Below are 17,290 nucleotides of genomic sequence, written 5' to 3'. Positions count from 1 at the left end.
GCGCCGATTGCTTAACGCGACCTGAGCGGATGCGCCTTCTGGTGCCAGGCCCAGGCGGTCCGGATGACCGAGGCGAGGTCGGAATGGCGCGGCACGAAGTTCAGCACTTTTCGCGCGGCGGAGGCGTCGGCGACCAGATAGGTGGGATCGCCGGCGCGGCGCGGCTTCATGGTGTGCGGCACCTCGCGCCCGGTCTCCTGCCTGATGGCGTTCAGGATCTCGCGGACCGAAAAGCCGGAGCCGGTACCGAGATTGAAGCTGCCGCCGGCATGTCCCGTTTCCAGGAGCTTGAGCGCAGCGACATGCGCCGCGGCGAGGTCGGTGACGTGGATATAGTCGCGGATCGCGGTGCCGTCGGGCGTGTCGTAATCGTCGCCGAACACGGCGAAGTCGACATGGCCCTGCAGCGCCATCATGGCGCGCGGAATGAGATGCGTTTCGTTGTCACGCAGCTCGCCGATGCCGCCGGCCGGGTCGGCGCCGCTGGCGTTGAAATAGCGCAGGCAGAACGCGCCGAACCCGTAGGCTGCGCGATAATCGGCGAGCATGCGCTCGATCATCCATTTCGACGCGCCGTAGGGATTGATCGGTGCGCAGGGGAAGTCCTCCGGCAGCTCCTTGGAATCGGCGTTGCCGTAGACGGCGCCGGTCGAGGAGAACACGATGCGATGGCAGCCCGCGTTGCGCATCGCCTGCAACAGCGACAGCGTACCCTGCACGTTGTTGATGTAGTATTTCTGCGGATCGGTCATGGACTCGCCGACGAGGCTCGCCGCCGCGAAATGCATCACCGCGGTGACCTTGTGGTCGGCGAAGGCGCGCGCCAGCGCGGCGCCGTCGAGCAGATCGCCGGTCACCAGCGGGCCGGCGACGAAGCTGCGATGACCTGTCGAGAGATTGTCATAAACGACGGGCTGATAGCCGGCGGCAGACAGTGCACGGCAGGCATGCGAGCCAATATAGCCCGCGCCTCCTGTGACGAGGACGGTCGGTCGGTCGGTCATGTCGTCTCTTACTCTTCTCTCAGCGATTTGAAGGTCGTTTGCGGCTGAAGAGAAGATAGAGCGCGCGGGGGTTGGTGGTCAAATAGCGCCAGAACAGGCGGCGCGGCTCGAGCCAGGTGCGCCAGGCCCATTCGAGTCCGATGTTCTGCATCCATTGCGGTGCGCGGGACCGGCTGCCCGATAAAAAGTTGAACAATCCGCCGGAGGTCTTGATAACGCCAACATTGGTCAGCAGCGGCGTGTATTCCTCGACGAATGCCTGCTCGTTGGGCACGCCGAGCGCAACCCAGAGATAATCCGGCGCGAGCGCGTTGATCTCCTCGACTTTGGCGCGCAGGGCGTCGCCACGCAGATAGCCGTGGCTGTAGCCGACGATCTTGAGGTTTGGGTACATCTTCCGGACGTTCTCGACCGCAGCGGCGTTCTCGGCCTCGCTGGCGCCGAACATGTAGAAGGTGCGGCCGATCGCTTCCGCCTTGCGCGCGACGACGTGGAACAGGTCCGTGGTCGCGACGCGCTCGGGCAGTGGAAACCAGGATTGCAGTTTTGAGGCCGCCACCAGTGGCTGGCCGTCGGCGTTGATCAAATCAGCGCCGCGGAACAGGCGTTCTGTCTCCGGCTCGGTCGAGCAGCGCGCCAGCACCTCGCCATTGGCCGAGGTCAGATGCAGCGGACGGCCGATGCGATGTCTGGGATCGGTGGCCTCGATCATGAAATCGGCGGTGGCTTCCAGGTCGAGCGCGGCCATGCGGAGGCCGCCGATGGTGATCCGCGGCACGTCGGCAGTTGCAGCCCGTCCGTCCAGATTGACGCGGCGCTCAAGCATATTGTCTGCCTCGCTGGCGCGCTTGGGTTGCGGGGGTGAGTTCGTCGAGCACGACGCCGACGAGCTTGCGCTCGGCGCGGCCGAGCGTGTTCAGGATTTCTTCCAGGCCGTCGTTGATGTCGAGGCTGGTCGGCAGCACGGCCACCAGCGCGTCGGCATCGTCGAGCAGCTTGCGGCCGCCTGCGTCGAGCGGCGTCACGGGGCCGTCGAGGACAACGAGGTCATAGCCGCCGGCGGAGCGCGCCTGCTCGATGGCCTTGCGCATCGCCTCGGTCGCCTTGCCGGCATCGCTTTCGGCGGCCGGCAGCACCGAGATGCCGTTGACCGTCTTGATCTCGCGCGCGGCCTTGCTGCCAATCGAGAGCCAGCCGAGCCTGCTCGGCTCGCTCTTGCCGGGGCGGCTCACCTTGTTCGAGAGCGAGTGTGCCTGATGGTCGGCATCGATCATCAGCACGCGGGCGCCATCGCGCGCGGCCGCGAGGGCGAAATTCAGCGCGGTCACGCTGCGCCCGGTGGTCTCGCCCGCGCCGACGAGCGCGATGACCGGCATCGCCTTGCCGCCCGCACGGCGGGCGACAGCGGTGCGCATGTCACGCCACGCATTGAGCAGCGTCGTCAGGGGAAAGCCGGGGCGCAGTGTCGGCCAGCCCAGCCGGGTGAGATCGACGCCGCCGCCGGTGGCGAGAATGGCGCCGAGCGTGTGAATGACGTCGGCCTCCTGGAGACGCGCGATCAGAGGCTTTCCGATCAGCGTATTTTCGTCCATCTCGGGCTGCAGCGATGGCGCGGCAAGTTCCGGCAAAACCTGCGCAACTTCCGGAGCGTGTGAAACTTGCGGGGGCGAAGCAATCTCCGGAGGCCGCGGCGGCTCTGGTGCGCGCGGAGCCTGTGCGCGCTCACGACGGGCTGGTGTCGGCGCAGCCGGCGCGGTCGCGCCGGCGGACAGCAACTCGGCCGCGACGAACCAGCTTGCCGCGGCGAGCGCGCCGAAAATGAAGCCGATCATGGCGAACATGCTCATTGCCGGCGGGAACGAGCGCCGCTGCGGCACCGTGGCTTCGCCGATGACGCGGGCCGCCGAGGTGTTCAGGGTCTCCTGCTCCTCGGTCTCGCGCGAGCGCTTGAGGAAGGACTGATAGACGTCGCGGCTGGCATCGGCCTCGCGCTCGAGCTCGCGCAGACGCACGGCGGCCTGGCTGAGCTGGACGCTCTGCCGCTTCTGCGCTTCCAGCGCCCGGTTGAGCGAGGCTTCGAAGTCGCGGGCGCGCGTCAGATCGTTCTTGGCGGACTGGGCGAAGCGGTCGATCTCTTCGTTGATGGTGCGCTTGAGGTCCTCGACCTGCTTCTCGGTCTGGCGCAGCGCCGGATGGCGCGGGCCGAGCTCGCCGGCCTGCTCCGCATATTTCTTGCGCGCGTCGGCATATTGCGCGCGCAAATTCGCGATGGTCGGCGATTGCAGCGCCTCGGGGATCGCGCCGGCATCCGCTGCGGTGCGGCGGCTCGCCTCGATCTGGTCGAGCCGCGCCTGCGCATCCATCGTCGCCGCGCGGGCGGCGGAAAGCCGCTGGTTGCTGGCGGAGAGCTGCTGGTCGCTGATCAGCGCGTCCTGGGTGCCGACGAAATTGTTCTGGGCCTTGTAGGTCGCAAGCGCGGTCTCCGCGCTACGCAGCCGCTCGCGCAGCTCCTTCAAGCGGCCAGAGAGATCGTTGGTGGCGCGCCGTGCGGCCGAAGCCTGCGAGTTGCGGGATTCTGCGAGATAGACGCTGGTCAGCGTGTTGGCGAGCATCGCCGCCTTTGCGGGATCGGTCGACCAGACCTCGATGTCGACGATGAAGCTCTTCTCGGTCTTGCGGATGGTGATGTGCCGGTTCAGCGCGTCGAGCGCCGCAAGCTGCACTTCCTTCTTCTCCGCGGCGGAGGGAACGGGAGGATGAAGGCCGATCAGGCCGAGCAGCGACGACATCAGGCTCTTGGCGTCACCGCCGCCGAATTCCGGATCCTTGTCGAGGCCGGCCTGCTGGATCACCTGGAGCAGTACGCTGTTGGAGGTGATCAGCCGCGCCTGGCTCTCCACCACCATCGCCATTCCGGAGACGTCCTGCGCGCGCGGCGTGAGCTCGCGATCGACGAGCTGAAGCTCGCGCGGGTCGACATAGAGCTGTGCCGTGGCGGTGTAGCGGGGCGTCAGGCTCTTGCCGACGGTGACGGCGAGCGTCGCACCGAGCAGGGCGGCAGCGGCGATCGCGACCTTCCGCCGCCAGAGCAGATTGACGAGCTCCAGCACATTGAAGCCGGCCTGTGTCCCCTGTCGCGGGGTCTCCGGTCCGGCCCGATCGATCGGCTGGTTATAGTCAAGCATGATCCCCAGCTTTCATTCCAACTGCCGCAGGCTGAGGGGTTACTCTTCGCTCTACGCCACGCACCCGGGATATAGGTGCCCAATCAACGCAACAGGGAAAATTAACCATACTCAGTGAGGGACTATTCACTGAAATGGCAAACAAAGCGTTTAAGCCCAGGCCGTCATTTGCCGCGTCTTCGTGCCGCTTTGGTGTCACCACGAGCCCCAGTGCTTAACGGTTCGTTACGATACTAGCCAAGCGGTGTGCGCGCCACGGGGACCTGCTGAACTTCTCTATCTGACTCTCACGGGAATTTTGAAGCACGTCGCGGCGATTCCAGATGGAGGATTCCGCGACGAAGTAAAATAGACATTAACGCGGGATTGGACTCTGGATCGTCGCAAGGCTTGTGTGGACCTGGTTGCCAAGATCGTTGAAGAGCGGATCAACTGTTTCCGCAATTCGGTTTGCCCGCGTTCGTGCCTGCCTATTCGTCGTCGCGGAACCGCTTGACGACTGCAGCAGGGTTTCCGGCGACGACCACGCGCGGGGCAACGTCCTCACGCACCACCGTTCCGGCGCCCACGACTGAGTGGTCGCCGATCGTCACCCCCTTGAGCACGATCGAGCGCGCGCCCACCCACACGTTGTGCCCGATCTTCACCGGCGCGATGGCCTGAGCAACCGCAGGCTCGTGCCGAAGCCGCGGCGGAAGATTGTGAAAGTCCGTGTCGGCAACGTCGCAGTCGCTGATCAAGCAGAACGAACCGATCTCGACCTTCTGTTCGCAGCCGATCCAGCAACCATTGAGAAAAGTGTCATTGCCGACCGTCACCTGGCCGCGCCCGGTGATGAGCACGCGCTTGCCGATCCGGCAGTTCGCACCGATCGACACCCGGACTCCGCGGCCGAGAACCAGCCGACCCTTGAACACGATCCCCGGTCCGAGCTGGAGTCGGCGCCCGTACCGCACCGTCAGCCAGGCGCGCCGGCAAGCGAACAACAGGAGCGCGCCGGCCCGCAGCGCCGGGTTCTCGATCTTGCGCACCACGTTCGTTCCTAACCCTTGCGGCGCCTCTCATGCCGTGCCGAGCCCTAGCATCCGCGCGTAAAAATGCGGTGAAGAACGACGTCGCGCCCCGGCGCGCCCGCCGTCGATGGGTGATGGACTGTAAATTGCAGTACCACGCGTGCAGGAGTTCGCAGGAAAGCGCGTGAAAGGGTTAAGCATGATAACGCGCGTCCCAGCGAGGACATTGGTGTCGCGGCGCAGTTTGGGTGCCGGAGCAGGCCGTTCATTTTGCGACGTATCTGTCCCGCGCCGGCGTGTCGTCCTGGGACAATGGACGCAAGGTTTTTTCAACATGTCTCAGCCATCTAGAAGGCCATGACGCTGATCCCGACAGATTTGTCCGCCAGGCGGATCTCGGATGCCGTGCGCGACTCCAACCGGGAGATCGCCGCGAGTTCGCGCGTCATTGATCTCTCGGTCGGAATCGTCGTCTGCATTCCCTGTTTCCGCCGCCCCGACCATCTCCGGCTGACACTGGATTCGCTTGTCGGTCAGCGCACCACGCGCTCCTTCGCGGTGGTCATGGTCGAGAACGATTCGGCAGGACGCGCGAGCGCTCCGGTCGCTGCGGAATATCTCGCCGCCGGCAAACTACAGGGTATCTGTCTGGTCGAGAAGCGGCAGGGCAATTGCCAGGCGATCAACGCCGCGTTCGAGACGGGCCAGGCGGTGTTTCCCGCCGCGACACGCTTCCTGATGATCGACGACGACGAGATCGCTTCGCCCGATTGGCTCGAGCTGATGATCCGTGCCGCGGAGGCGACCGGTGCCGACGTGGTCGGCGGACCGGTGCTGCCGGTGTTCGCCGACGACAGCCAACCCTGGCTCGCGCGTCATCCCGTCTTCTGCCCCACTTACGATTACACCGGTGCGGTGCCGGTGATCTATGGCTGCGGCAATTGCCTGATCACGCGCGCGGCGTTCGAGAGGCTCGGCAGTCCGGCTTTCGATCTTCGCTTCAATTTCCTTGGCGGCGGAGATTGCGATTTCTTCTACCGCGGCCGCCATGCCGGAATGACTTTCCACTGGACCGCGGAAGCCGTCATCACCGAGACCGTGCCGCAGAACCGCACCAGCCTCGGCTGGATTGCCAGACGGAGCCTCCGCCTCGGGGTGATCAACTATCGCGTGCGGTCCAAAGCCACGCAGGGTGTAGGCGCGCGGGCGGGCTTGTTGGCGCAGACCCTGGGACGGCTGCCACTGTCGCTGATGCGCTCGGCTCGCCTGCTGATGTCATCGAAAGCGATCGTTGCGATGCACCCGACGTTGGTGGCCGTCGGTTCTGCTCTCGCCGCATTCGGTTACGATCCGAAGCCCTATGAGGCCTCGAAGATCGTTTCCTGACGGCCTAGATCCCGAACCGTGCGAGGGCTGTCCTCGCTGCGGCGCGCGGTAGCGCCTTGAGCGAGCGCCGGCCGACCATCCCGAGATAGCCGAAGGCGTCGCGATATCGGCCGAAGCGGACTGCCTGCATCGCCGAATAGGTGACGAGATGAATCTCGGCGGCGAGACGCAGCCCGGCCGCCGTGCCCTCGGGCAGCCTCGCCAGGATCAGTCCGTCGTCGAACACCCGCGCGATCGCCGGGAAGAAGTCCTTCGGCGTCCGCACCGCCGCGTTCATGGTGTTGGCGGTGTGCAGGCGATAATCGAGCAGAAGCTTTGGCGCGAACTCGAACTCGCCGATCGCGGCGAGGCGGCACCAGCAATGCCAGTCCTCGCAATATCTGAGAGAAGTGTCGAAGCCGCCGATGGCGCGGAAAGCCTCCGCACGTGCGAGCGCGATGCCGCCATTGACGATGAAATTGCCGGCCGCGAGCCGCGCCAGCACATCGCCGGACGGCTTGCGGCGCCCCTTCAGCAGGCCCCGCCGGCCGATCTGCCGTCCCTCGTTGTCGATCGTGTTGTAGTCGCCGTAGACGAGAACCGCGCGCGGAGCCCCGCGGGCTGCGGCGAGCAGCGCGGCCACCGCGCCGGGGCGCAGGCGGTCGTCGGCATCGAGGAAAAGCAGCCACTCGCCGTTCGCATGCCGCGCGCCGAGATTGCGCGCCGCCGATACGCCGGCGGAGTCGTTGGTCATCAGGCGTAGCCGCGGGTCACGAATGGCGCGGACGATGGCCGTGGTGTTGTCGCTCGAGCCGTCGTCCACGACGATCACTTCGCTCACCTCGCCTTGCGCCAATGCACTGGCGAGGGTTTCGCCGACATAGGCCGCAACGTTCTTGGCGGGAATGACGACGGACACCGAATTGGTCGAGCTCGCCGGCAGCGGCGGGCGCACCGCCGGAACGATGCGTGTGGTGGCCGGTAAATCGAGAACGTCTTCGGCAGTGATCAGAGCCACGGCTCGCCTTTAAGGATCTGTTAACCAGGGACATCCGCCGAATTGGCAATGCGATGGATCGCGACCTTGCGAATGATACCCGCATTACAGCCAAATCGTTGCCGCGAACGTCTGCGCGACTTTGGTTTCGTCAATTAGCGTTAAGCCAGTGGCATTAAGCCTGTGGCAAATTTGGAAGAGTGCGACAGCCGGTCCCATGCGAGAATGCGGACCTGATTGCCGCGGATGGATTCAGTGCCCGCAACGACCTCCAGACACGACCCCGATGCCATCGTCCTCAACCTCTTCTACGAGGACAAGGACGATCGCTGGTTTCCCGGCGACCGGCATCTGCGACGCATGGCGCGCCGGATGCTGCTCGGCGAGCCGCGCATGAGCGGGCAGCTTCGCGTGTTCCTCAATCTCTGTGCAGGGCTCGACCGGCTCGGCATCCGCTACCGCGTCAACGACTACGGCCACATCGCGCAGCATCCCGAGGAACTGGCCTGCATCATCGGCCGCACCTTCCTGCTCGACAAGTTCGCGTGGAAGAATCCGATCCTGCTCGGCGTCGCCGCGCATAATCATCCGCTCGACGATCCTGATCTGTTCAAGCGCCTGCCGGTGAAGAAGGTCGTGGTGCCCGGCCCCTGGTATGTCGACATGTACCGGCCGTACTGGCCGGACACGGAGGCCTGGCCGATCGGCATCGACACGGATCTCTGGGCGCCGTCCGCGCCGTCGCAAAAGACCGTCGACGTGCTGATCTACGACAAGGTCCATTGGGATCGCGAGCGCTTTGCGTCGGAGCTGATCGAGCCTGTTCGCGCCCGCCTTCGCAAGGAAGGCCGCTCGTTCACGGAGCTGCGCTACGGCAGCTACAAGGAACAAGACTATCAGGCCGCGCTCGCGCATTCGCGCGCGATGATTTTCCTGTGCCAGAACGAGAGCCAGGGCATCGCCTACCAGCAGGCCCTATCTTGCGGCGTGCCGGTGTTCGCCTGGGATCCCGGCGGCCCGTGGCGGGACCCCGATTATTATCCGCACCGCGTCCAGTTCGCGCCCGTGTCGTCGGTGCCGTATTGGGACGAGCGCTGCGGCGCCAAATTCCCCGACATCGCCGGGTTCGAGGCGGGCTGGGACGATTTCTGGGGCGGGTGCGCCGGCGGTGCGTTCGATCCGCGCGGCTTCGTGCTCGACAATCTCACGCTGGAGCAGCGCGCGCTGCAATATTACGAGATCGCGCTGAGCATCATGCGAGCGGAAGGCGGTGATGTCGCAGGCCTCCGGCACGTTGGTTGACGAATGCTTAACGGGGATGGGCTAAGACCTCGGATTGCCCGGCTTCACCATCAGCCTCGAGCCATGGATCGCAGCGCCACTCACATCGCCGACGTCGAGGCCCGATCGCTCGGTCACGTTCTGCACGATGGGCTTGCCGGGCTCAATGCCGTGCGGGCGGCGCGCTGCGTCGTCGCGGTTGCGGCGCTGCTGCTGGTGATGGTCACGCTCAGTCCGTTTCCCGACTTGCGCAGCGAGGAAGTGACCATCGTCGTCGGCGGACGAATGGCGCTCGACTATGTCTCCTGGGGCCTTCTGGCTGCGGTCGCGGTGCTGTTCGTCGCCGCCACCGACGCACCCGCGCTGAAAACCCTGGTGACCCCGCTGCATCTCTGCCTCGTCGGCTGGCTGCTGATCAACATCGTCTTCTCCGAGAGCCGCGGCGTCTCGATGCAGCGCTTCGTGCTCGCGGCCAGCGTGACCTCGCTCGCCATGCTGTTGCCGCTACTGCCGCCGACGCAGCGCAGCTTCAACCGGTGTCTCGGCATCGCCGCGCTCGCGCTGTTGGTGCTGTGCTATCTCGGCGTCTTCCTCGCCCCGCAATATTCGATTCACACCGCGCTCGATGTCACCGAGCCGCAGCTCGCCGGTGACTGGCGCGGCAGCTTTGGCCACAAGAACGTCGCCTCGCCCGTGATGACCATCCTGGTCTATGTCGGAATCTACCTGTCCGCCGTCGGCTCGTTCGTGATGGGCCCGGCGATCGCCGCGCTTGCCGGCATCTTCCTGATCTTCACCGGCGGCAAGACGTCATCGGTGCTGTGCCTTGCGATCTACGCGCTCGCCTCGCTGGTCTATGTGACGAAGAGCCTGTGGCTGAAGCGGGTCATCTGCTTCGTGCCGCTGATCGTGATGAACCTGCTGACGGTCGGCAGCGTCCTGAGCCCGGCGCTCGGGGCCATGACGCGCCTGCTTCCGCTCGATCCGACCTTCACCGGCCGGTCCGACGTCTGGCAGTTGGCGCTCGCGGCCGTCGCCGAGAAGCCGGTCATCGGCCATGGCTATGCGGCCTTCTGGGACGACGCGACCGCGCGGCAAACTGCCCAGGGCGCCGAATGGGCGACGAGCGCGGCGCACAGCCACAACAGCTATCTCGAACTCGCGGTCACCATCGGCCTGCCGGGGCTGGCGCTCGTGGTCCTCGTCTTCGTGCTCGCGCCGCTGGTCAATTTCCAGTCGGCCCAGGCTCACAGTCGCAGCGGTGCGCTGGCGAAGCTGTTCCTCACCATATGGCTGTTCGGCCTTTATTACGGGACCACCGAGACCTTCCTGCTCGAACGGCAGAATGCGATCTGGTTCATGTTCGCGCTCGCGGTGGCCGGCCTGCATTTCCTGGCCAGGTTCCAATGCGTCGAACATGCGGAACCCGATCGCTGACAGCTTGTCGCAGCCGGAGCGGCGATGGTGGCATCGGCTTAACGATAAGCGGTGACGTCGCTTGTGGTCTGCGGCAAAACATAATCTATCTGGAAACATTCAGTAATCGTATGTCCCGGGGATGACGTTTCTCAGCGTCGAGCAGCCAGATGGTCTTGTGTCCAGCACGTCGGGAATCGCTGTCGATTTCGTGCGTGACTGGCGGCAGGCTGCGTCGCGCCTGAGCGCCGGCCCTCGCACCGCGTTCCAGCATGCTTACTGGTTAGGGGCCTGGTACGAGGCGTTCCACGATGTTGCGCCGCTGATTGCACTGATCTCCGATGCCGCGACCGGCAGCGACATCGCGATGGTGCCGATGATCAGTCACGTCAGGCGCGGCATCCGCATCGTCGAGTTCGCCGACCTCGGCGTTTCCGACAACAACGCACCGATTCTGGCGCTCGATGCGGCGTTGGATGCGGCGGCGACCGATGCGGTCAACAAGGCGCTGGTCGCCGCCTTGCGCGCGCTGCCCGACCGTTTCGACCTGCTGCGCCTGAAGAAGATGCCGGCCCATGTCGGCGGCAAGCCGAACCCGCTGGCGTCGCTCGGCCGGATCGGATCCTCTTCGCTCAATGGCAATCTGGTGCTGATGGGCGACGCCTACGAAGACTACCAGGCCTCGATCAAGCGCATGCAGATGCCGCGCTGCTGGCGTGTCTTCAATCGTCATGCCGGCGCGCGTTTCGAGATTGCCATGGACGTCGCGCGTGCGCATGAACTTCTGGATGTGATGGATGTCCAGCAGCAGGCGCGGATGCGAAAGCTCGGCTCGCGCTTCGTCCTCAACGACGATGCCCATGCCCGGTTTTATCGCGAGGTCGCCCGCCAGGGTATTGCGGAAGGTTATGCCGTCATCTCGGCGCTGGTGTGCGACGAGGCCGTCGTCGCCACCACGCTCGGCGTCAGGTTCGGCGCGACCTATTTCCTCCTGCGAATCAGCCACGCCGGCGATTCCTGGTCGCGCTGCTCGCCGGGGCTGCTCGTGACCGAGCGCACCATGGCGGCGCTGCATGCGGAAGGCGTGCGCCGTTTCGATCTCAGCATCGGAAACCAGGACTACAAGCGTCGCTTCGGCGCCGAGCCGGTGCCGTTGACCGATGTCAGCATTGCGCTGTCCTGGCGCGGTGCTCCCTATGCTTGGCGCGACCATGCGGCGCAGGCCCTGCGCCGCTATCCCCGGCTCGCCGCCGTTGCGACCCCGGCGATACGCAAGTTGCGCTGACAGAGGCCTCCGCCCGTCATCTCGAAAGGCCCGCACTGAACGCATCAAGCAGCGCGCGGCCCTGCGACCAGTCACTGATCCCGCTCGACGCGTTGATGTGGCCGAGCGCGCCCAGCACGATCAGACCGGACTGCCAGGCGCGTGCGCGCTGTCGCGTTATCTCGATTTCGCCATAGGGATCGTTCGTGCTGGCGATGACGAGCGAGGGGAAGCGTAGCGCATGGTCGGGTACCGGCTTGAACGCGGCGGCCTCCGCGGGAAAATTGGCGCCATCGGGATCGGGGACAGCGACCAGAAACGCGCCCGCGATTGCCGATGGGAAACGAGCGGCCCAGTGCGCGACCAGCAGGCAAGCGAGGCTATGCGCCACAAGCACAGGCGGCTTCGCGCAGCGTCCGACCGCCCGCTCCAGGGATTGCTCCCAGTCGTCGAGTTCGGGCTGGTCCCAGCTCGTCGGCTGAAATCGCGTGAAGCGCGCGTCGCTGCGTTCCCAGATCGTCTGCCAATGCGTGTCGCCGGAGCCGCCGAGGCCGGGCAAGGTGATGATGTCGTGCATGATCGTCCCGTGATATCTGAGATGGAGGCCCAGTGTGGCCGGTCCGGGCGCTGCGTCACATGGCAGATCATCGGTGGAATCGATCATCTGCCGATGATCTCAAGGCGGAATGGAGAATTTTGTTGGATCGCTTCGGAAGCATCGACGCCAAGGACCTGAAGATCCTGGAGGCTCTGCAAGCCAATGCGCGCGTGCCGCTGTCCGAGCTCGGCCGTTCCGTCGGATTGTCCCAGCCAGCGGTCTCCGAGCGCGTCAAGCGGCTGGAGGAAGCCGGGATCATCGAAGGCTACGGCGCCCGGATCAATCCGCGCGCCCTCGGGCTCGGCCTGATGGCACTGGTGCGCCTGCGCACCACGCATGAGCATATCAAGACCTGTCTCAAGCGGTTCGCGGAGATCCCCCACATCGTCGAGGTCCATCGCGTGACCGGCGATGATTGCTTCGTGCTGAAAGTGCTCGTCCCGGCGCCGGAAGATCTGGAGACGATCGTGGATCGCATCGCCGGCTTCGGTGCGGTCACGACCTCGCTGGTGCTGCGGAGCGAACCGGCGCGGCCGATCGGGCGGGACCTCGTCAAGAGGAAAACCGAGCGGAGTTGAGCGGTGGTCCGCGCGGTCTGCAAGTCATCGCACTGACACAAATGCGCGACGGCGCTGTGCTTCCAATTCTCGCTGACGTTGTGTTACGGTCGCGTCCGCTCCGGAGGCGACATGGAAGATCGTTCGGCGAAATATCGCGCGTTCTATGCGCAGTTGATCTGCGCTGCCGCCAAGACGACGGATCCCCGTATCGAGCAGGCCTTTCGCACCGTCAGGCGCGAGCCCTTCGCCGGACCCGGGCCGTGGTCGATCTCCGTCGGTGGCCATCCCTATGTCGTGACGCCCGACGATGATCCCGCCTTCCTCTATCAAAACACGCTTCTGGCGCTGGACCCGGCGCGCAACCTCAATATCGGGATGCCCGGCGCGCACGCCTATTGGCTCAGCGGCTGCGGCGTGAGGGAAGGCGAGACGGTGATCCAGATTGGTGCGGGCAGCGGATATTACACGGCCATCCTCGCCGAGCTCACGGGACGTTCGGGCCGTGTCCATGCCTATGAGATCGACGAGCGCCTGGCGGCACTCGCGCGCGAAAATCTGAAGGACGTTGCCCATGTCGATCTGAAGGATCGCTCAGGCATCGCGTCCGATTTACCCCACGCGGATGTGATCTACGTCTGCGCGGGCGCGGCCCAGCCGGCCGCGGAATGGCTCGAAGCGCTGCGGCCCGGCGGGCGGCTGGTGTTTCCGCTGGCGCCGGAGGGCATGCTCGGCGGCATGTTGATGATCACGCGCCCGGACGAAGGTCCGATCTGGCCGGCGAAATTCCTCAGCCGTGCCCAGTTCATCGGTTGCGCGGGATTGCAGGATGCCGATGCCGCCCGGCGATTGGCCGACGCATTCGCGAAAGGATGGGAGAGCGTGCAGTCGCTGCGGAGAGAAGTCGCTCCGGACGAGACGTGCTGGTTTGCCGGTGAGGGCTGGTGGCTTTCGACGGCGGCGGCACCTGCGCCGGTCATCAGCATCCCGCCGCACGCGGACATCACGCAGGCCTGACGTCAGGCGCCGCGCATCACGATCCCTTGCAGCCCGCACAGTGAAATCGGCCGCGCGAGGCGCGGAACAGGCTACGGCAATACCAGCGCCGCGCCAGGGCCTGCGCGGGCTTGCGGATCATCTGCGCGATCAGGAGGAGCTCAAAGGCCATGGCAATTAAATGGGGCGGCATCCCCGAATGAGAATGCCGCCCACATCGTATCAGCCATGCAGCTTCTTTGCGGTCTCCGCGATCTGGCGGCCCTGGTAGCGCGCGCCGGCGAGCTCGTTGGCGCTGGGCTGGCGGCTGCCGTTGCCGGCAGTGATCGTGGTCGCGCCATAGGGCGCGCCGCCCGTGACCTCTTCGACGCCCATCTGGCCCGAAAAGCCGTAGTTCAGTCCGACCACCACCATGCCGAAATGCAAGAGGTTGGTGATGATCGAGAACAGCGTCGTCTCCTGGCCGCCATGCTGGGTCGCACTCGCGGTGAAGGCTCCGCCGACCTTGCCGTTCAGCGCGCCCTTGGCCCAGAGCCCGCCGGCCTGATCGAGGAAGTTTGCCATCTGCGAGGCCATGCGGCCGAAGCGGGTGCCGGTGCCGACGATGATCGCGTCGTAATTGGCGAGGTCCTCGATCTTGGCGACGGGAGCGGCCTGATCGACCTTGTAGTACGAGGCCTTTGCGACCTCGGCCGGCACCAGCTCGGGCACGCGCTTGATGTCGACAGTCACGCCGGCCTCGCGCGCGCCCTCGGCGACGGCATTGGCCATCGCCTCGATGTGGCCGTAGGCGGAATAATAGAGGACGAGAACTTTGGTCATGGTGGTCTCCGTTGGGGGATGAGTGAAAGTTCGTGATTGCTTCCGTCGTTCCGGGGCGATGCAAAGCATCGAACCCGGAACCTCGAGATTCCGGGTCTGGCGCTTCGCGCCATCCCGGAATGACGGCGGATGACGTGCTTACGCCGCGTCGACGAGCACGAGCTCGGTATCTTCCAGCGCCGTGATCTGCAGCCTGTCCTCGTCGCGGATCGCGGCGCCGTCGCGGGCATTGACGCGCACGCCGTTGATCTCGACCGAGCCTGCCGCAGGCACGAGGTAGAGGTGCCGCGACTTCTGCGGCGCGTACTCCGCGCTCTCGCCGGCCTTCAGCGTGGTGGCGAGCACCCGCGCATCGGCGCGGATCGGCAGCGCGTCGGTATCACCTTCGATCCCGCTCGCGATGGTGACGAGCTTGCCCGAGCGGTCCGACTTGGGGAACGGCTTCGAGCCCCAGGTCGGTTGTCCGCCGCGCGCGGTCGGCTCGATCCAGATCTGGAAGATCCGCGTCTGCGTCGGTTCGAGATTGTATTCGGAGTGGCGGATGCCGCTGCCGGCGCTCATCACCTGCACGTCGCCCGCCTCGGTGCGGCCTTCGTTGCCGAGGCTGTCCTGATGGGTGATCGCGCCTTCGCGCACATAGGTGATGATTTCCATGTTGGCGTGAGGATGGGCGGGAAAGCCGGTGTTCGGCGCGATCTCGTCGTCGTTCCACACCCGCAAGGCACCGTGACCCATGTTGTTCGGGTCGTAATGGCCAGCGAAGGAGAAATGATGCCTGGCCTTGAGCCAGCCGTGATCGGCGCCGCCGAGCTTATCGAAAGGTCTGAGTTCGATCATCTGCGTAATCCTTGTTGGAGTGGTCGGCGCCTGGATCAGGCGCCGAACCCGCCGTCGACGTTGAGCACGGTGCCGGTGACGAAGGAGGCTTCCGGGCTGGCGAGGAACACGACGCCGGCGGCGACTTCCTCGGGGCGGCCGAAGCGTTGCAGCGCGTGCTGCTTGCGCTGGGTCTCGGCGAACTCGCCGCCGTCCTTCGGGTTCATGTCGGTGTCGATCGAGCCGGGCTGCACCACGTTCACCGTGATGCCGCGCGGGCCGAGGTCGCGTGCGGCGCCCTTGGTGTAACCGACCACGGCCGCCTTGGAGGCGACGTAGTCGGCAAGGCCGGGGAACGAGGCGCGGTCGGCCAGCATCGAGCCGACGGTGACGATGCGGCCGCCTTCGCCCATTAATTGCGAGGCGGCGCGGATCGCCGCGATCACGCCATGGACGTTGATCTGGTCCTGGCGGGCGAGCGCATCGGTGTCGGCATTGGCATCGTCGATCGAACCGCCATTGGCGACACCCGCATTGTTGACGAGGATGTCGAGATGGCCGAACTCCTTCGCGACGTCGTTGACGAGCTGCGTCACGTCCTTGGCCGAGGCCTGATCGGCCTTGAAGGCGCGCGCCTTGACGCCGCGGGTCTTCAGGTCTGCGACGACCGCTTCGGCCTTTTCGGGCGAGGCGACATAGCTGATGGCGACGTCCGCGCCTTCATCGGCGAGAGCGCGGGCAGAGGCCGCGCCGATGCCGCGCGAGCCGCCGGTGACGAGGGCAACCTTGCCTGAGAGCTTCTTGGTCATTGGATTTCTCCATTCCTGAATTTCTGATGACCCTTGGATAAGCCTCCGCCTGTGGTATAGAAATAGAAACTGTTGAAACGTATTGTTTCCCAAAATACTCCGATTGGATCAGCTCCCATGGCAAAACTCCCCGATTTCGAGGCGCTCGCGATTTTCGCAAAAGTCGTGGAATTACGGTCGTTTGCGGGAGCCGCGAGCGAACTCGCGATGTCCAAGGCAACGGTCTCCAAGGCGGTCACGCGGCTGGAGGAGCGGCTCGGCGCCCGGCTGTTCAACCGCACCTCACGGCGGCTGGCGCTGACCGATGCAGGGCACAAGCTCGCGGACCGCGCGACGCGTCTGCTCGTCGACGGCGAGGCGGCCGAGAACGAGGCGCTGGCGCAATCGGTGGCGCCGCGCGGCCTGGTGCGGCTCGCCGTGCCCATGACGTTCGGGATCAAGGCGGTGGCGCCGCTGCTGCCGGAATTTTTCGAGACCTATCCCGAGGTCTCGGTCGACCTGCATTTGAGCGATGCGACCGTCGATCTGATCGGCGAAGGCTTTGACATGGCGGTGCGGATCGCGCGGCTGCCGGACTCCTCGCTGATCGCGCGGCGGCTCTTCACCATGCCGCGCTTCACGGTGGCCGCGCCGTCCTACCTCAAGCGCCATGGGCGGCCGACGCATCCGATGCATCTCGCCGAGCACAAATGCTTCAGCTACGCCTATCTCTCCACGCCCAATGTCTGGCACTACACCAATTCGGCCGGCGAGCAGGCAAGCGTCCGTCCGGGCGGACAGCTTCGCGTCAACAACGGCGAAGCGGTGATGCCGGCACTGATCGCCGGCCTCGGCATCGCCGAGTTGCCCGAGTTCATCGTCGGTGAAGCGATTTCATCCGGCGAGGTCGAAGTGATCCTGAAAGACTGGAAGCAGGCCGAAGGCGCCGTCCATCTCGTCACCCCGCCCGGCGGCCCGCGCCCCGCGCGCGTCGAAGCACTCGGCGATTTTCTCGCGGCAAAACTGCCGGGCACGTGCAAGCGGCGGCCGAAGAAGGGTACGAAAGCGCCGTAACTCTTGTTGGTGGGCACGGCGCTTCGCGCCTTTGCCCACCCTACAAGATCTCGCTAGTCTGTCGTCCGCGCAACCTGACGTAGGGTGGGCAAAGCGAAGCGTGCCCACGGCTTT

15 protein-coding genes and 1 pseudogene are annotated in these 17,290 nt (G+C 65.4%); 7 read left to right on the top strand and 9 right to left on the bottom strand.

Annotation, left to right across the window (positions count from 1 at the left end; genetic code table 11):
* Positions 1–11: 11 nt before the first annotated feature.
* The 4 genes from galE to NLM25_RS44080 all read right to left on the bottom strand — a co-directional run bounded on the left by galE (position 12) and on the right by NLM25_RS44080 (position 5,220).
* A complete protein-coding gene (gene galE / locus NLM25_RS40040; RefSeq protein ID WP_254140558.1) occupies positions 12–1,004 on the bottom strand; it encodes a UDP-glucose 4-epimerase GalE in 993 nt (330 codons plus the stop codon).
* A gap of 19 nt (positions 1,005–1,023) precedes the next feature.
* Positions 1,024–1,830, bottom strand: a complete 807-nt coding sequence (locus tag NLM25_RS40035) for a WecB/TagA/CpsF family glycosyltransferase (protein WP_254140557.1) — start codon at positions 1,828–1,830, stop codon at positions 1,024–1,026.
* Entirely contained in the window at positions 1,823–4,189 is a 2,367-nt protein-coding gene (locus NLM25_RS40030; protein WP_254140556.1) for an exopolysaccharide transport family protein, read from the bottom strand. The genes NLM25_RS40035 and NLM25_RS40030 overlap by 8 nt, the downstream gene beginning before the upstream one ends.
* A 470-nt stretch (positions 4,190–4,659) precedes the next feature.
* Positions 4,660–5,220, bottom strand: a complete 561-nt coding sequence (locus NLM25_RS44080; RefSeq protein ID WP_309143641.1) for an acyltransferase — start codon at positions 5,218–5,220, stop codon at positions 4,660–4,662.
* Positions 5,221–5,559: 339 nt separating this feature from the next.
* On the opposite strand from NLM25_RS44080, the gene NLM25_RS40020 reads away from it, so the two are divergent.
* Positions 5,560–6,588 (top strand): glycosyltransferase family 2 protein, encoded by a 1,029-nt coding sequence (locus NLM25_RS40020; RefSeq protein WP_254140555.1) that lies wholly within the window; start codon positions 5,560–5,562, stop codon positions 6,586–6,588.
* A gap of 4 nt (positions 6,589–6,592) precedes the next feature.
* Here the strand turns inward: NLM25_RS40020 and NLM25_RS40015 are convergent, their stop codons facing one another.
* The gene (locus NLM25_RS40015; protein WP_254141348.1) at positions 6,593–7,579 is read right to left on the bottom strand and encodes a glycosyltransferase; all 987 of its coding nucleotides are present in this window, start codon (positions 7,577–7,579) and stop codon (positions 6,593–6,595) included.
* 240 nt (positions 7,580–7,819) lie between these two features.
* On the opposite strand from NLM25_RS40015, the pseudogene NLM25_RS40010 reads away from it, so the two are divergent.
* The 3 genes and pseudogenes from NLM25_RS40010 to NLM25_RS40000 all read left to right on the top strand — a co-directional run bounded on the left by NLM25_RS40010 (position 7,820) and on the right by NLM25_RS40000 (position 11,546).
* Positions 7,820–8,891, top strand: a pseudogene (locus NLM25_RS40010) (glycosyltransferase).
* 38 nt (positions 8,892–8,929) lie between these two features.
* On the top strand, positions 8,930–10,282 hold the full coding sequence (locus NLM25_RS40005) for an O-antigen ligase (protein WP_254140553.1): 1,353 nt from the start codon (positions 8,930–8,932) through the stop codon (positions 10,280–10,282).
* A 121-nt stretch (positions 10,283–10,403) separates the two neighbouring features.
* Complete coding sequence (locus NLM25_RS40000) at positions 10,404–11,546, top strand: GNAT family N-acetyltransferase (protein ID WP_254140552.1); 1,143 nt, start codon at positions 10,404–10,406, stop codon at positions 11,544–11,546.
* A gap of 16 nt (positions 11,547–11,562) precedes the next feature.
* Here NLM25_RS40000 and NLM25_RS39995 read toward each other — a convergent pair whose 3' ends face one another.
* Positions 11,563–12,102 carry an alpha/beta hydrolase gene (locus tag NLM25_RS39995; protein ID WP_254140551.1) on the bottom strand — a complete coding sequence of 180 codons (540 nt, stop codon included), beginning with the start codon at positions 12,100–12,102 and terminating at the stop codon, positions 11,563–11,565.
* Between the two features lie 122 nt (positions 12,103–12,224).
* Between NLM25_RS39995 and NLM25_RS39990 the strand changes: the two genes are divergently transcribed.
* Positions 12,225–12,701 carry an Lrp/AsnC family transcriptional regulator gene (locus NLM25_RS39990; protein ID WP_254140550.1) on the top strand — a complete coding sequence of 159 codons (477 nt, stop codon included), beginning with the start codon at positions 12,225–12,227 and terminating at the stop codon, positions 12,699–12,701.
* Between the two features lie 111 nt (positions 12,702–12,812).
* Positions 12,813–13,697 carry a protein-L-isoaspartate O-methyltransferase gene (locus NLM25_RS39985; protein WP_254140549.1) on the top strand — a complete coding sequence of 295 codons (885 nt, stop codon included), beginning with the start codon at positions 12,813–12,815 and terminating at the stop codon, positions 13,695–13,697.
* Between the two features lie 201 nt (positions 13,698–13,898).
* Here NLM25_RS39985 and wrbA read toward each other — a convergent pair whose 3' ends face one another.
* The 3 genes from wrbA to NLM25_RS39970 form a co-directional block, all read right to left on the bottom strand.
* Positions 13,899–14,498 (bottom strand): NAD(P)H:quinone oxidoreductase, encoded by a 600-nt coding sequence (gene wrbA, locus NLM25_RS39980; RefSeq protein ID WP_254140548.1) that lies wholly within the window; start codon positions 14,496–14,498, stop codon positions 13,899–13,901.
* A gap of 138 nt (positions 14,499–14,636) precedes the next feature.
* Positions 14,637–15,335, bottom strand: coding sequence for a pirin family protein (locus NLM25_RS39975; protein ID WP_254123372.1), 699 nt, complete (start codon positions 15,333–15,335; stop codon positions 14,637–14,639).
* A gap of 35 nt (positions 15,336–15,370) precedes the next feature.
* The gene (locus NLM25_RS39970; RefSeq protein ID WP_254140547.1) at positions 15,371–16,123 is read right to left on the bottom strand and encodes an SDR family NAD(P)-dependent oxidoreductase; all 753 of its coding nucleotides are present in this window, start codon (positions 16,121–16,123) and stop codon (positions 15,371–15,373) included.
* 117 nt (positions 16,124–16,240) lie between these two features.
* Between NLM25_RS39970 and NLM25_RS39965 the strand changes: the two genes are divergently transcribed.
* The gene (locus tag NLM25_RS39965) at positions 16,241–17,176 is read left to right on the top strand and encodes a LysR family transcriptional regulator (RefSeq protein WP_254140546.1); all 936 of its coding nucleotides are present in this window, start codon (positions 16,241–16,243) and stop codon (positions 17,174–17,176) included.
* The last annotated feature ends 114 nt before the right edge of the window (positions 17,177–17,290 follow it).

The sequence above is a fragment of the Bradyrhizobium sp. CCGB01 genome, from assembly GCF_024199795.1.
Taxonomy (GTDB): Bacteria; Pseudomonadota; Alphaproteobacteria; order Rhizobiales; family Xanthobacteraceae; genus Bradyrhizobium.
Note: the sequence above shows the minus strand (reverse complement) of the source record. Positions and strands in the feature narration are given on the sequence as shown.